The 14,952-nt window shown below is 71.8% G+C and carries 13 protein-coding genes; 7 read left to right on the top strand and 6 right to left on the bottom strand.

Going from position 1 to position 14,952, the window contains the following annotated elements; translation table 11 throughout:
* Nucleotides 1–134 precede the first annotated feature (134 nt).
* On the top strand, nucleotides 135–1,145 hold the full coding sequence (locus ABTY98_RS01495) for an aldo/keto reductase (RefSeq protein WP_352218811.1): 1,011 nt from the start codon (nucleotides 135–137) through the stop codon (nucleotides 1,143–1,145).
* Between the two features lie 26 nt (nucleotides 1,146–1,171).
* Nucleotides 1,172–1,768 (top strand): TetR/AcrR family transcriptional regulator, encoded by a 597-nt coding sequence (locus ABTY98_RS01490; RefSeq protein WP_352218810.1) that lies wholly within the window; start codon nucleotides 1,172–1,174, stop codon nucleotides 1,766–1,768.
* Here ABTY98_RS01490 and ABTY98_RS01485 read toward each other — a convergent pair.
* The 3 genes from ABTY98_RS01485 to ABTY98_RS01475 form a co-directional block, all read right to left on the bottom strand.
* Nucleotides 1,755–2,192, bottom strand: coding sequence for a hypothetical protein (locus tag ABTY98_RS01485; protein WP_352218809.1), 438 nt, complete (start codon nucleotides 2,190–2,192; stop codon nucleotides 1,755–1,757). The genes ABTY98_RS01490 and ABTY98_RS01485 overlap by 14 nt on opposite strands.
* Before the next feature lie 163 nt (nucleotides 2,193–2,355).
* The gene (locus ABTY98_RS01480; protein ID WP_352218889.1) at nucleotides 2,356–3,522 is read right to left on the bottom strand and encodes a serine hydrolase domain-containing protein; all 1,167 of its coding nucleotides are present in this window, start codon (nucleotides 3,520–3,522) and stop codon (nucleotides 2,356–2,358) included.
* A gap of 61 nt (nucleotides 3,523–3,583) precedes the next feature.
* The gene (locus tag ABTY98_RS01475) at nucleotides 3,584–3,802 is read right to left on the bottom strand and encodes a hypothetical protein (RefSeq protein WP_352218808.1); all 219 of its coding nucleotides are present in this window, start codon (nucleotides 3,800–3,802) and stop codon (nucleotides 3,584–3,586) included.
* A 721-nt stretch (nucleotides 3,803–4,523) separates the two neighbouring features.
* On the opposite strand from ABTY98_RS01475, the gene ABTY98_RS01470 reads away from it, so the two are divergent.
* Nucleotides 4,524–6,353 (top strand): ATP-binding SpoIIE family protein phosphatase, encoded by a 1,830-nt coding sequence (locus ABTY98_RS01470; protein WP_502994121.1) that lies wholly within the window; start codon nucleotides 4,524–4,526, stop codon nucleotides 6,351–6,353.
* Between the two features lie 146 nt (nucleotides 6,354–6,499).
* On the opposite strand, the gene ABTY98_RS01465 is transcribed toward ABTY98_RS01470, so the two are convergent.
* Nucleotides 6,500–7,927 carry an MFS transporter gene (locus tag ABTY98_RS01465; RefSeq protein WP_352218806.1) on the bottom strand — a complete coding sequence of 476 codons (1,428 nt, stop codon included), beginning with the start codon at nucleotides 7,925–7,927 and terminating at the stop codon, nucleotides 6,500–6,502.
* 101 nt (nucleotides 7,928–8,028) lie between these two features.
* Between ABTY98_RS01465 and ABTY98_RS01460 the strand changes: the two genes are divergently transcribed.
* Nucleotides 8,029–8,910, top strand: coding sequence for a helix-turn-helix transcriptional regulator (locus tag ABTY98_RS01460; protein WP_352218805.1), 882 nt, complete (start codon nucleotides 8,029–8,031; stop codon nucleotides 8,908–8,910).
* A gap of 86 nt (nucleotides 8,911–8,996) precedes the next feature.
* Nucleotides 8,997–9,344 (top strand): SCO4225 family membrane protein, encoded by a 348-nt coding sequence (locus tag ABTY98_RS01455; protein ID WP_352218804.1) that lies wholly within the window; start codon nucleotides 8,997–8,999, stop codon nucleotides 9,342–9,344.
* Between the two features lie 31 nt (nucleotides 9,345–9,375).
* Here the strand turns inward: ABTY98_RS01455 and ABTY98_RS01450 are convergent, their stop codons facing one another.
* Nucleotides 9,376–10,827 (bottom strand): MFS transporter, encoded by a 1,452-nt coding sequence (locus tag ABTY98_RS01450; protein ID WP_352218803.1) that lies wholly within the window; start codon nucleotides 10,825–10,827, stop codon nucleotides 9,376–9,378.
* 131 nt (nucleotides 10,828–10,958) lie between these two features.
* Between ABTY98_RS01450 and dusB the strand changes: the two genes are divergently transcribed.
* Nucleotides 10,959–12,101, top strand: coding sequence for a tRNA dihydrouridine synthase DusB (gene dusB / locus ABTY98_RS01445; RefSeq protein ID WP_352218802.1), 1,143 nt, complete (start codon nucleotides 10,959–10,961; stop codon nucleotides 12,099–12,101).
* A 50-nt stretch (nucleotides 12,102–12,151) separates the two neighbouring features.
* Nucleotides 12,152–12,673 carry a hypothetical protein gene (locus tag ABTY98_RS01440; protein ID WP_352218801.1) on the top strand — a complete coding sequence of 174 codons (522 nt, stop codon included), beginning with the start codon at nucleotides 12,152–12,154 and terminating at the stop codon, nucleotides 12,671–12,673.
* Between the two features lie 3 nt (nucleotides 12,674–12,676).
* On the opposite strand, the gene ABTY98_RS01435 is transcribed toward ABTY98_RS01440, so the two are convergent.
* Nucleotides 12,677–14,248, bottom strand: a complete 1,572-nt coding sequence (locus ABTY98_RS01435) for a sulfatase-like hydrolase/transferase (RefSeq protein ID WP_502994119.1) — start codon at nucleotides 14,246–14,248, stop codon at nucleotides 12,677–12,679.
* Nucleotides 14,249–14,952: the final 704 nt, after the last annotated feature.

The following is a 14,952-nucleotide window of genomic DNA, read 5'->3' as shown; positions in this document are numbered from 1 at the left end:
CGGCGAGGTGTCGTAGCCATGACAATGCGGGTGGTCCAGACCTCTCGTCAATAGGTCTGGACCAGAAACGATTCGGCGGTGGGTATGGAATAACAGATATTGAAATCTGTCAGCTGTCATGCCAGGGTGGTCCCATGACGATGACAACCCGAACCCTCGGATCCACCGGCCCCCGGGTCTCCGCCCTCGGCCTCGGCTGCATGGGCATGTCCGCCCTCTACGGCGAAGCCGACCGCGCCGAGTCGATCGCCACCGTCCACGCCGCCCTCGAAGCCGGCGTCACCCTCCTCGACACCGGCGACTTCTATGCCATGGGCCACAACGAGATGCTGATCGGCGAGGCCCTGCGCACCGCCCCCGCCGCCCTGCGTGAACAGGCGCTGACCAGCGTCAAGTTCGGCGCCCTGCGTGACCCGGCCGGCGGCTGGAACGCCTACGACGGCCGCCCGAACGCGGTCAAGAACTTCGCCGCGTACTCCCTCCAGCGCCTCGGCGTCGACCACATCGACGTCTACCGGATCGCCCGCGTCGACCCCGACGTGCCGATCGAGGAGACGGTCGGCGCCATCGCGGAACTGGTCGAGCAGGGATACGTCCGGCACATCGGCCTCAGCGAGGCGTCCGCGGACAACATCCGCCGGGCCGCCGCCACCGCGCCGATCTCAGACCTGCAGATCGAGTACGCGATCATCACCCGCGACATCGAGCGGGAGATCCTGCCCACCACCCGTGAGCTGGGCATCGGCATCACCGCCTACGGCGTGCTCTCCCGGGGCCTGATCTCCGGCCACTTCACCCGCGACCGGCAGCTCGCCGCGCACGACTTCCGCTCCTTCTCGCCCCGCTTCCAGGGCGACAACCTCCAGCACAACCTGGACCTCGTCGAGGCCCTGCGCAAGATCGCCGGGGACAAGGGCGTGACGGTCGCGCAGATCGCCATCGCCTGGGTGCTCTCCCGTGGCGAGGACATCGTGCCGCTCGTCGGCGCCCGCACCCGCGAGCGGCTGGGCGAGTCCCTCGGCGCGCTGGACGTCACCCTGGACGCGGCCGACCTGGCGGCGATCGAGGAGGCCGTACCGGCGGACGCGGCGGCGGGCACCCGCTACCCGGCCGCGCAGATGTCCCACCTCGGCACCGAGCACTGACGACGGCTTTGGGTACCGTCTAGGCCATGACAGCCACGTCCCCGCCCCCGACCCTCACCGCCGAGCGCATCCTCGAGGCGACCGAGGAGGTGCTGCGCCGGCACGGCCCGGCCAAGGCCACCGTGGTGGACGTGGCCCGCGCGCTCGGCGTCAGCCACGGCAGTGTCTACCGGCACTTCCGGACCAAGGCGGCGCTGCGGGAGGCGGTGACCAAGCGGTGGCTGGACCGCACCTCGATGGTCCTGTCCGTCATCGTGGCCGAGGACCGCGCCCCGAAGGAGCGGCTGCGCGACTGGCTGTGGGCGCTCTTCGACGCCAAGCGCCGTAAGTCGGGCGACGACCCGGAGCTGTTCGCCACCTACATGGTGCTGGTCGACGAGAACGGCCCGGCGGTCACCGAGCACATAGACGACCTGACCGGGCAGCTCGCCGAGATCCTCCGGGACGGGGTCGGCACGGGAGCCTTCACCGTGTCCGACCCCGCCGCGGCGGCCCGGGTCGTCTTCCAGGCCACCGGCCGCTTCCACGACCCGGGCTACGCGCGCGAGTGGGTGCGGCCGGAGGTCGAGGCGGACTTCGCCTCGATGGTGGACCTGCTGCTGCGCGGCCTCAGTTCACCTTGACCGTCACGGTCGGGGAGTAGACCTTCTTGCCGACCGCCGCGATCCGCAGATGCTGGGTTCCCTTGGTGTTGAGCTTCGCGGTCAGGGAGTAGGCGTTGCCGTTCTTGACCTTGACGCTCGCTTTGAGCGAGGTCCACTTGCCGTTGTTCTCGTGCTGGAGGACCAGCGGCGAGCCGATCTTCAGGTCGTGGGTGCGACCGATGAAGGTCACCGTGTCACCGGACTTGACCGAGGTCTTGCTCGCCTTGACCGTGATCGAGCCCATGGTGGACATGGACGGGCTCGGCTTCGGGCTGGGACTGCTCGGCGCGGGGCTCGGCTTGGCCTCCGCGGCGAAGGCGCCGGCGCTGCCGGCCGACAGCAGGGCCAGGGAGAGTGCGCCGGCGGCGAGGGCCCGGGACACCGGGCGGTGGATGGGGTGCATGGCAGAGCTCCTGTCGAAGGGGACGGGGGACTCCTCCAAGCTTGGCCGGGTCGCGCGCGGCGGCGACCCGGGAAGTTCCGGAAGCGGTGAGCGCCACCCTTTGCTTCGGTAAAGTCCGCAGGTGGCGATGTGTGCGCTGGCCTCGCGATTCTTACCTGCGCTATCACCCGAATGCAGTAACGGGAGGCTGGGCCGTGGCTTGCCAGAAGTCCCGCATCAGCGGTGTCGGCGTCGGGTTCGTCATGGCCACCTGGGTCAGCAGGACCGTGACCGTGCCGGTGGTGGGGACGAGGTGCGCCGTGGTGCCGGTGCCGCCCACCCAGCCGTAGCGGCCGGGGACGTTCCAGGGGTCGGCCGGGGTGACGTCGACCTGGCCGCCGTACCCCCAGCCCTGGCCCTCCAGGAAGAGGGTGGCGCTCTCGCGCTGGGCCGCCGTCAGGTGGTTGGTGGTCATCCGGCTGACCGAAGTGACGGAGAGGAGACGGCGGCCGTCCGGGGCGGCGCCGGCGTTCAGCAGCAGCCGGGCGAAGGCGAGCCAGTCGTCGGCCGTGGAGACCAGGCCCCCGCCGCCCGAGGGGAATCGCGGCAGGCGGCTGTAGTCGCCGTCCGGGGTGTCCGTCAGGCGCGGGGTGCCGTCCTCGGCGGGGGCGTAGGCGGAGGTGAAGCGGTGCCTTTTCGACGCCGGCACCTCGAACGCCGTGTCCCGCATGCCCAGCGGCTCGAAGATCCGTTCCGCCAGGAAGTCGGGGAGGGTACGGCCCGACACCCGCGCGACCAGGATGCCCTGGAGGGCGGACGAGGTGCCGTACAGCCAGGCCTCGCCCGGCTGGTGCAGCATCGGCACCTGGGCGAGCAGGCCCAGCCAGGTGTCCGGGTCCGGCCAGTCCTGGAACGGGCGGCTGTGATCCTGCACCGCGAACAGGGCCTGGGCGGCGGGCAGGGAGAAGTCGTCGGGCAGGCCCCAGCCGGTGCGGAAGCCGAGCAGATCCTCGACGGTCACCGGACGGTCCGCCGGCACGACGTCGTCGACAGGGCTCGCGGGCGTCCGGACCACCACCGGCTTCGCGAGTTCCGGGAGCCACTCGGCCACCGGGTCGTCGAGCCCGATCCGGCCCTCGTCCACCAGCATCAGCACCGCCGCCGCGGTGATCGGCTTGGTGATCGACGCGATCCGGAAGATCGACTCCCGGGTCATCGGCGCGGACCCCCCGGCATCCAGGTCGCCGACGGTCACGACCTCGACGTCGTCACCCCGGGCGACCAGCCCGACGGCTCCCGGGACCGCTCCGTTGTCCACATGACGGTGCAGGGTGGCGTGGAGCGGGGTCATGGTCATCGGTCGTCCTTCCGTCGGGTGCGGTCGTGTGTACGACTCCCACGCCGGCGGAAACTCATCGGGAGGGCTGGGCTCCCGCGGGGTCCACGGTGGCCTGGTGGGCCTCGGCCAGATGCTCCTCCGCCTTCAGCCAGGGCAGGAACTGCGCGCCCTGCTGCCAGCCGCAGGTGTCACACCTGATCGTGCGCTGGATGCCGGTGCGCTGCACCCGCACCGTGTGTTCCCGCCCGTGCTGGTCCCAGCGGCTGACCTTGCTCGAGTCGATCTGTGACATGACGCCTCCGAGTCCGTGCCCGATCTGCCGTTCGGCACGTGTCGACGGGAGGAGTGTGCAGCAAGACCAACATCAACAGGGATTTCTTCACAGCGAGTTGGCCAAGCCGTTTCCGGGCGGCCGGGTTTCGGCCGCTGGGCAGGCCGTTTTCGTGTACATCCCAACCGTCGGACCAACCGCCCGACCGTGAGCCCGACTTGGTGTACCGGCGGAAACCCTGGACACGGCATTGACCAAGGCTCAAGATGAGAGCGACCCTAGCTGAAGCGGCCACCGGCACGGAGAGGCGATGCTGCCGGATCCTCAACGTTTCCTGGCCGTCTCCGGCCGCCGGATCGCTCGCGCCGAGGGCGCGGCCCAGGTCGTCAGGGAACTGTGCCTGTCGACCGTTCCGGACCTGGCGGACGGGGTGTTCGTCTACCTCGCCGACCAACGGCGGGACCCGGACGGCCCGTTGCGCCTGCTCCTCGACGGGCCGCCGGCCGAACTCGGCGGTCTGATGGGCGGAGCGCCCCCAGCCGTCACCCCGGTGCCGTCCGACAGTGTGCTGGCCGGGCTCCTGCGGTGCGGCAGAGCGCGCGGCAGAGGTCCGGACGACATCGAGGAGGCCCTCCGTGAGCTGCTGGGGACCACCCCCCGCCTCCCGCAGGGCAACAGGGTCCTGCTCGCCCCGCTGCGCGCGCCCGACGCCGTCGTGGGCGTGGCGGTGTTCCTGCGGCGCATGGACCGGGAGGACTTCGTGGTGGACGACATCGCCTTGGCCGACGCGCTGTCGGCACAGGCCGCGCTCGGCGTGAGCGAGGACACCGCCGCCCCGCAGGCCCGGCCCGCCGCCGCGCCCAGGGCCCCGGACGAGGACCGGCTGCGCTACGTCGGCGCCGCCACCCGCCGGATCGCCCGCGGGTTCGACACCGACGAGATCGTGCTCGGCCTGTGCCGGGCCGCCGTACCCACGTTCTCGGACGCGGCCCTGGTCTATCTGCGCGACCCGCTGCCGGTCGGCGACGAACGCCCCGCCGGCCCCGCCGTGCTGCGGCTGCGCCGCACCGACCGGATCAAGGGCCCCGGCGCCGAGGGCCTGGTCTGGCCGGCGGAGACCGTGGACGACGAACAGGACGACCTGGACGCGGCCGACTGGAGCGAGGTCGTACCCGGCGGCGCGCTCGCCGAGGTGCTGCGCGGGGTCCGGCCGGTGTTCGCGGACGACCCGGCGACCCGGGCCGCGCTGAGCGAACTCGTCGGCGAGGACAGCGCGTTGAACGGCTGGTCCGGTGCGCACGCGATCCTCGCCCCGCTGCGCGGCCGCCGCCGGGTCACCGGCGCGGTGATCTTCCTGCGCCGCCCGGAACGCCCGGCGTTCGAGCCCGCCGACCTGCTGGTCGCCGCCCAGCTGGCCACCCACACCGCGCTCGGCGTCGACAAGGCGGTGCTGTACAGCCGCGAGGCCTTCATCGCCGACCGGCTCCAGCGCGCGATGCTGCCGCATTCCCTGCCCCGGCCCACCGGCGTCCGGCTGGCCGTCCGCTATCTCCCCGCCGCCGAGACCGCCCGGGTCGGCGGCGACTGGTACGACGCGATCCCGCTGCCCGGCAGCCGGGTGGCCCTCGTCGTCGGCGACGTCATGGGGCACTCCATGACCTCGGCCGCCGTCATGGGCCAGCTGCGCACCACCGCGCTGACCCTGGCCGGCCTCGACCTGCCCCCGCAGGAGGTGCTCCACCACCTCGACGAGCAGGCCCAGCGCCTCGGCACCGACCGCATGGCGACCTGCCTGTACGTCGTCTACGACCCGGTCTCGCACCGCATCACCGTCGCCAACGCCGGTCATCCGCCGCCGATCCTGCTGCACCCCGGCGGCAAGACGGAGGTCCTCGCGGTGCCGCCCGGCGCACCGATCGGCGTCGGCGGCATCGACTTCGAGGCGGTCGAACTGGACGCGCCCGCCGGGGCGACCCTGCTCCTCTACACCGACGGCCTGGTCGAGTCCCGGCTGCGCGACGTGTGGACCGGCATCGAGCAGCTGCGGGAAAGGCTCGCCGCCACCGCCCAGTTGACCGGCCCCGACCGGCCGCCCCCGCTGGAGGCGCTGTGCGACGAGGTCCTCGACATGCTCGGGCCGGGCGACCGGGACGACGACATCGCGCTGCTCGCCGCCCGCTTCGACGGCATCGCGCCGAGCGACGTGGGGTACTGGACCTTCGAACCGGAGGCCGGCAGCCCCGGCCGGGCCCGCCGGCTGACCCGGCAGGCCCTGGCCGGCTGGGGCCTGGAGGAACTCACCGACACCGCCGAGCTGCTGGTCAGCGAGATCGTCACCAACGCCGTACGCCACGCCTCCCGCCCGATCAGCCTGCGGCTGCTGCGCACCGACGTGCTGCGCTGCGAGGTCGGCGACGACGTGCCCCAACTGCCCAGGCCGCGCCGGGCCTCGCCCGACGAGGAGCACGGCCGGGGCCTGTACCTCGTGAACAGACTGGCCCGGCGCTGGGGCACGACCCGGCTGGGCACCGGCAAGATCGTCTGGTTCGAACTGGGCGGCAGCGGAGCCTGAGCGCCCCGAAGGGGCGCGGGGCCGCATCGATCAGCGGCTCCGCCGCGGAGCGCGACCAGCCACGGCGGCGCCGCAGCCGGACGACGGCACTTCGCGGCGCTTGCGGCGAAGCGCCTGGTCCGGCGTGGCTGACGGCCGAGGTGCGGTCAGTTCACTGTGCGCGGCAGTCGCAGACTGAGCAGGCCGGTCACCACGACCAGGCCCAGTTGCACCAGCAGCGTGGTGACCAGGGCGTCCCGGGTGCCCTGGTGCGGGACCAGGGACAGGAACAGGGTGCCCAGGGTGGCCACGCCCAGGGCCAGGGCGGACTGCTGGGTGGTGACCATCACCCCGCTGCCGACGCCGGCCCGCGCGGGCGGCACCTCCGACATCACCAGCCGCAGCACGTTGGGGAGTTGGAGAGCCTGACCGGCTCCGGCGACCGCGACCCCGGGGAGCAGCCCGGTGAAGTCCAGGTGCGGCCAGTCCCGCCCGGCGGCCAGCGCGATGAGGGCGATGCCGATCCCCTGGACGACCGAGCCGGCGGACACCACCCGGCTGCCGTACCGGGCGATCAGCCGCGGCCCGGCCAGCGACACGAACAGGAAGGCGACGGCCATCGGCGCGAGCGCCAGCCCCGCCGGGACCGGGTCCATGTGCTCCCCGCTCTGCAGAGCCACGGCGATCACGAACATGAACCCGCTGAAGCCGACGGAGAACGGCAACATCAGCACCAGACCCCGGCGCAGCGAGGCGAGTTCGAACAGGCTCGGTGGGACAAGGGGGGTACGGCCGGCCCGGTCGGCGCGGCGTTCCACGGCGTAGAAGGCGGTGGCCACCCCAGGGAACGCGGCCAGCGACAGCCAGGTCCACAGCGGCCAGCCCGCCGCCCGGCCCTCGGTGAGCGGGGCGAGGAGGGTGAGCAGGGAGAGGGCGAGCAGCACGGTGCCGGCTCCGTCGACGGGCTCGGGCCGCTGCGACCGCGTCTCCGGCACGAACCGGGCGCCGAGCACCAGCCCGACGACCACGACCGGCACGTTGACGAGGAACACGGAGCGCCAGCCGGTGCCCGCGATGTCGGCGGCGACCAGCACCCCGCCGAGTATCTGCCCGGCCACCATCGAGAGGCCGGCGGTGGCGCCGTACAGGCTCATGGCCCGGGCACGGCGGCCGCCGCTGGTGGCGGCCTGGATGGTGGCCAGGACCTGCGGGAGCATCGCGGCGGCCGAGGCACCCTGGGCGACCCGGGCGGCCACCAGCGACCAGGCGCCGGGCGCGAGTCCGCAGGCCAGCGAGGTCAGTCCGAAGGCGGCCATGCCGGCGAGGAAGAGCCGGCGGCGCCCGAACAGGTCGCCGAGCCGGCCGCCGAGTACGAGCAGCACGGCGTAGGCGACGCCGTACCCGGCGACGACGAGTTCCAGGACCGACTCGTTCGCGTGCAGATCGGTCCCGATGGTGGGCAGGGCGACGTTGACGATGAAGAAGTCGATGAGGGGCAGGGCCGCGGCCAGCAGGACGGTGAACAGTCCGGGCCCGCCGAGCGCGGGCGGCGCGGCCGGGGACCGTACGGCCGGAGTGGTGACGGTTTCGGTCATGGTGCTGAGCCTGCTCCGGCGCCGAGACAGGTACCAGAGTCTCTTTATCCTGGTAGGAGAAGTACCTGGCAACAGGATCCGCGAGGCGGCAGGCTGGAGGCATGACGACCACGGCTCGTGAGAAGGCTCGGCCGGTACGGAGCGCGTCTGTCCGGCGGCACGAACTGGGCGCGTTCCTGCGCAGCCGCCGGGAGCGGATCACCCCGGAGCAGGTGGGCCTGCCGCGTGGCGCCCGCCGCCGCACGCCCGGCCTGCGCCGCGAGGAGGTCGCGCATCTCTCCGCGGTCGGCGTCACCTGGTACACCTGGCTCGAACAGGCACGGGACATCCAGGTCTCCGTGCAGGTCCTGGACGCCCTCGCCCGCACCCTCCTCCTCGACGGCAGCGAGCGCGCCCACCTCTTCCAGCTGGCCGGTGCCGTCGACCCGACCCCGGCCGCGAGCTGCACGGGCGTCACCCCGGCGCTGCACGAGATGCTCCGGACCCTGGAGCCTCTCCCGGCCTGCATCCAGAACAGCCGCTACGACATCCTCGCCTACAACCGCACCTACGCCCGCCTGCTGTGCGACCTCGACGCGGTCCCGCCCGAGGACCGCAACTGCATGATCCTCGTCTACACCCACCCCGAGTGGTGCCGCTCCATCGTGCACCTGGAGGAGACCCGCCGTCTGATGGCCGCGAAACTCCGCTCCTCCATGGCCGGCCACCTCGGCGAGCCCGCCTGGAAGATGCTGGTCAAGCGGCTGACGGCGGAGTCCCCGGAGTTCCGCGCGAACTGGGAGCGCTACGAGGTGGTGGACCGCCGCACCCGGACCAAGCAGTTCCTCAACCCGTACGTCGGCTTCCTCTCCCTGGACCACACGGACCTGTGGCTGACTCCCGAGACCGGGGCGCGCATGGTGACCTACATCCCGACGGACGAGGAGTCCCGTGAACGGCTGGAGAAGCTGTACGCGCTGGCCGCCTCCGCCGGGCAGGGCTGAGTACGGGTACTCAGGACAGGGCGCCGTCCGGCGGCCGACCATGCACGGAGGAAGAGAAACCGACGACCGGCCCCGGGGGACGACCGATGACAACCGGCCCTGCGCGCACCCTTGTCCGTCTGACGGTCGCCAACCGCGTCTCGATGGCCTATCTCGCCGTGGTCGCCGTCGTCGTCGCCAAGGCCGCGGTCGACTCCCTCGCCGCCGCCGACGGCCCGGAGCAGGATTTCGCCTGGCTCTGGCCGCGGCTTGTCACCTTCCCCGCGTTCCCGCTCGTCGCGGCGCCGGCCAGGGCGGCATGGGGCACGGCGGACCTGCCGACCTGGGGCTTCATCGCCGTGATCGTCATATCGGCGTTACTCCAGTCCCTGGCCCTGGGCACCCTGGCGCGGGCGGTACGGACCCGCCACCAGCGCATGCTCCGCTCCTGCTGACCTCCACCGGCCAGTGGCGGGCCGGCCAGGACTACGCCCGCTCCCCGGCTCCCACAACCTGGCGTATCTCCGCCGACTCCAGACGCTCCGCCGTGCGTTCGGCCGTCGCCCGGGCCCAACGGCCGTTCGTCACGGCACCGATGGTGAGGACCGCGACGCCGCAGGCGGCGAGGATCCACCAGCCGGGGCGGGCGGCGGTCACGAAGGTCTGGTGGTACGACGACGAGCCGATCCCCGACGCGAGGACCGCGCCGATGACCGCCACGCCCAGCGTCTGGCCCAGCTGCCTGCTGGTGGAGGCGACCGCGGCCGCGACGCCCGCCTGGGACCTCGGCATACCGGAGACCGCCGTGTTGGTGATCGGCGCGTTCACGAAGCCGAAGCCGATGCCGAACAGGACATAGCCGACGAAGAGAGTGGCGTTCGAGGTCTCCGCCTCGAAGGCCGCGAACAGCACCGCGCTCGCGGTCATCGCGACCCCGGCGATCACCAGCGGCAACCGCGGGCCGCGGCTGCCGACCAGGCGCCCGGCGAGCGGCGCGCACAGGAACATCGGGACCGCCATCGGCAGCATCCACAGGCCCGCGTGCAGGGCGTCCAGTCCGCGCACGTTCTGCAGGTAGAGCGTGGAGAGGAAGAGGAAGCCGCCCAGCGAGGCGAACGCGCTGATCGCGATCACCGTGGCCCCGCTGAACGGCACGGAGCGGAAGAAACGCAGGTCGATGAGGGGTTCGTCGCGCCTCGGCTCGTACCAGAGCAGGCCGGTCAGGGCGGCGAGGGCCACCACTCCGAAGGGGACCACCGTGGCCGCGCTCGCCGTCGGCGCCTCGATGATCGAGTACGTCAGCGCGCCGAACAGCGCGATGACCAGCACCTGGCCGACCGGGTCGGGCCGGCGGGCCTTCGGCGCCCGGGACTCCGGCACGAAACGCAGCGTCAGCAGGAGCGCGGCGAGGCCCACCGGGAGGTTGACCCAGAAGATCGCGCGCCAGTCGACCGACTCCACCAGCAGGCCGCCGACCAGCGGGCCGGCGGCCATGGATATGCCGACCACCGCACCCCACACGCCGATCGCCCGGGCCCGCTCACGCGGGTCGGTGAAGGTGTTGGTGATGATCGACATCGCCACCGGGTTGAGCATCGAGCCACCCACCGCCTGGACCATGCGGAACGCGATCAGCGAATCGAGGTTCGGCGCCAGCGAGCAGAGCAGCGAGCCCAGCGTGAAGACGACCAGGCCCGTCATGAAGACCTTCTTGCGGCCGACCCGGTCGCCGGTCGACCCCGCGAGCATCAGCAGCGAGGCCAGGACCAGGGTGTAGGCGTCGATGGTCCACTGCAGACCGGCGGTCGAGGCGTGCAGCTCACGCTGCATGGACGGCAGGCCGACATTGAGGGCAGTGGTGTCGAGACTCACGATCAGCAGGCTCATACAGCAGATCGCGAGAACGAGCATGCGTCGGCGGGGGCTCAGCTCGGGCATGCGTCCCATCGTACGCCCATGTCGATAGTGCGTCTAACTAATGAGTGCTACATGATCGTAACGGAGGGTGCGGGAGGGGCGGTTGTCCACAGGCCTGCCGAGCACCGTGCGCCATACGGGACAATGGGGGAATGCCCGAGTCCACGACCCCGCTCCAGATCGGCCCGCACACCGTCCGGCCGCCGGTCGTCCTGGCCCCCATGGCCGGGATCACCAACGCGCCCTTCCGCACCCTGTGCAGAGAGTTCAGCGGTGGCAAGGGCCTGTTCGTCAGCGAGATGATCACGACGCGGGCGCTGGTCGAACGCAACGAGAAGACCATGCAGCTGATCCGCTTCGACGCGACCGAGAAGCCGCGCTCGATCCAGCTGTACGGCGTCGACCCGGCCACCGTCGGCAAGGCCGTCCGCATGATCGCGGAGGAGGACCTGGCCGACCACATCGACCTGAACTTCGGCTGCCCGGTCCCCAAGGTCACCCGCAAGGGCGGCGGCTCGGCCCTCCCGTACAAGCGCCACCTGCTCCGCGCGATCCTGCGCGAGGCGGTGAGCGGCGCCGGCGACCTCCCGGTCACCATGAAGATGCGCAAGGGCATCGACGACGACCACATCACCTACCTCGACGCCGGCCGGATCGCGGTCGAGGAGGGCGTCACATCCATCGCGCTGCACGGCCGCACCGCCGCCCAGCACTACGGCGGCACCGCCGACTGGGAGGCCATCGCCCGGCTCAAGGAGCACGTCCCGGAGATCCCGGTCCTCGGCAACGGCGACATCTGGTCGGCCGAGGACGCGCTCAGGATGGTCCGGGAGACGGGCTGCGACGGAGTCGTGGTCGGGCGCGGCTGCCTGGGCCGGCCGTGGCTGTTCGCGGACCTGGTCGCCGCGTTCGAGGGTCGTCACGAAGACATCGCGCGCCCGTCCCTGCGCCAGGTCGCCGACGTCATGGTCCGGCACGCCGGCCTGCTCGGCGAGTGGCTCGGCGACGAGTCCAAGGGAGTGATCGACTTCCGCAAGCACGTCGCCTGGTACCTCAAGGGCTTCGCCGTCGGCAGCGAGATGCGCAAGCGCCTCGCCATCACCTCCTCCCTGGCCGAACTCCGCGCGGGCCTGGACGAGCTGGACCTCGACCAGCCCTGGCCCACGGGCGCCGACGGTCCCCGCGGCCGTACGTCCGGCAACAACCGGGTGGTGCTGCCGGACGGCTGGCTGAAGGACCCCTACGACTGCGCGGGCATCGACGAGGACGCGGAGCTGGACACGTCCGGCGGCTGAGGCTCGAGGCGGCCTCGACAGTGGGCCGGGGTTCTCCGGCACTTGCCGCCATGGGGGACAGTGCGGTGTGGGTCGCGGCGCTCACCGGCGGTACGGCGGTGCCGGCGGGCTGGGTCACCAACCGGGTGAACGCGCGCGCGGCCAGAGTGCAGGCGGAGGCCTCGGCGCGGGCCCAGCAGCTGACCCGGGCCCGGGAGTTACGCCGCGCGGCCTACGCGGACTTCATGGGGCAGGCCCACGCCAACGGCGAGTTGTACTGGAAGGCCGATTTCTTCCTGACCGCCGGTCCCGGTGTGCTGCCCACCAGCCTCGACGGACTGCGCGCGGAGCTCCGGAGCTCGTACGACCTGCTACTGCACAGCGTCCGGATCGTGGCCCTCGAAGGCCCCGCCACCGCCGCCGAGGCGGCCCAGGCGGTCCTCGAAGCTGCGACGCGCGCCAACCGTGCCCTGTACCGGCACTCCGTGGGCGAAGCCGACGCCCGCGCCCGCTTCGACGAGGCCCGCCAGGGATTCACGCGGTGCCTGGAGGAGTTCGTCGAAGTGGCGCGGGCGGCGACGGAGACGTCCTGAGGGTCAGTTCGTCTTCGGGTGCGGCGTGGAGCCGTACGCCGCCAGGAACTTGTCGCGGAACGAGCTCATCTTCCACACCGGGGCGTTGTGCGCCGGGCGCAGACCGTCGGTCCAGTTCCAGGAGTCGATCTTCTCGAGCATCTTCGGGTCCTTGGCGACGATCGAGATCGGCACGTCACGGCTGGCGTGGTTGCCGCTGACCCGGGCGATCGGCTGGTGGTCGCCGAGGAAGACGAGCACCGTGTTGTCGTTGCCGTAGCGCTCCAGCCACTGGGTGAGCGCGGTCACCGAGTACTGGATCGACTTGCCGTACTCCTGGCGGGACTTGGTGGTGTCGGCGATGACGTCGGACGCCTTGTTGCCGGCCTTCTGGATGGCGTCGAAGACCGAACCGTCGCCCAGCTGGTCCCACGGCACCATCTTCGGGATCGGCGCCCACGGCTGGTGGCTGGAGGTCAGGATCAGGAACGACATCCGTGACTTGCCGTCGGCCGGCTTCTTGCTGTGCACCCGGTCCTGGAACTGCTGGAGCGCGTACTGGTCGGGCATGGTCGACCAGCTGAACTTCGGTCCCTTGTAGCCCAGCTGGAAGGCGTTGTAGACCTTGTCGAGGCCGTAGTAGCTCTGCTCGGGCCAGCCCTTCTGGATGCCCGGCATCACACCGACCGTGTCGAAGTCACCGGTCTTCTGGAACGCCTTGGTGATGCTGAGGTGGTCGCTGGCCATGACGGTCCGGTAGCGCTGCTGGTTGCTCACCCACAGCCCCGACATGGTCGTGGAGTGACCGAGCCAGCTGCTGCCGCCATAGGTCGCCGACGTCAGCCAGCCGCTCTTCGCGGCGTAGCCGGCCTTGGCGAGAGACCGGGTCTGGGCGTCGAGCGTCTTGTCGACGCCGGGCGCCATGATCGGGTCCTCGACGGCGCTGCGGCCGTAGCTCTCGATGAACGTGAAGATCACGTCCTTGCCCCGCAGGTCCGGCACCAGCTGGCCGGCCGGGGTGTTCCCGAAGGCGTCCACCTTGGCGACCTTCTGGAACTCCGCCTCGTCGTGCAGGGTGTCCCGCACCTGGCGGGCCTTGATCTCCAGCGCGGTGGCGGTGCGGTCGGAGGCCAGCGGCACGCCGCCGGCGATCTGGAGACCGAAGGAGGAGCAGGTGATCCAGACGACACCCGCGATCAGCGTGCCTCGGGTGGCCCGCCCGGGATGCCGGGCCAGCAGATTGCTCAGCCGCACCGTCGCCAGGGCGAGCAGCACGAACAGCAGCAGCACCAGGACGACGGCACCGACGCTGACGGCGACGGTGGCCGTGCGGCCCAGGGTGTCCTCCAGGTACGACTCCGCGTCGGCGAGCAGGCTCCAGTCCAGGATGGCGTTGAAGCTCCGGCCCAGGTACTCGGTGAACCCCATGTCGAGGAAGTTGATCAGGGTCAGCGCACCGAGCACGACGCCGAACACCGCGGCCAGCACGATCCGGGGCCGCCGGGGCAGCGCCAGCGCGACGGCGGCCGCGATGATCCCCTCGGACGGTATTCGCAGGAACTTCGCCGGCCCGAGCCCGACGAGGGTGTTCGGCATCACCAGCGCGGCGATCACCAGCGCGGCGCAGAGCACGGTGACGCCGACGGACAGCGCGGAGGCGGTGGCGGGATGAGCGTCCCGCCAGGCCGCCCGCCGCTCACGAACCCGGCCGCTCCAGGAGGCCCAGCCGCGACGACGAGGGGTGGCGGGGGCCGGGTCGTCCGTGGCGTCCGGCGCGGAGGCGGGGGTGGGTTCGCGCTCGCCTTCTGCGGCGGACACGGCTTCTGGGCCGGCGGTGGATGCGGGTTCGGGGCCGGCGGTGGATGCGGGTTCGGGGCCGGGAGCGGAATTGGACCCGGTCGTGGTGGACTCGGATCCGGTGGACTCGGACTCGGACTCGGACTCGGCGCCAGGGGATTCGGCGACGGACGCCGACCGCTCGGCCGCGACGGCGGGTGCCGGTTCGGGCTCGGCGACGGATTCGAGTCCCCCTTCCGGGGACTCGGCATCCGGGGCGGCGCTCTCCGCGGCCGCCTCCTCGGGCTCTGCCGGCAACGTTTCCGCAGTCGCCTCGGCGGTTGGCCCGGAGGTCTCGGGAGCCGCTTCCGGCTCGGACGACAGGGCCTCGGACTCCTCCGGTGCGACCTCGCGTTCGGACGTCCCGGAGGGCGTGTCCGATGACTGGCGAATGCTCGTGTGCTGAGGCAACCCGGAGGTCCTTCCGTGCGAGACCCGTGAAACGGAATCGGCGGGCCAATGCC

The organism is Streptomyces sp. NPDC096040, from assembly GCF_040303265.1.
Taxonomy (GTDB): Bacteria; Actinomycetota; Actinomycetes; order Streptomycetales; family Streptomycetaceae; genus Streptomyces.
This window is presented reverse-complemented; position numbering and strand designations above follow the sequence as displayed.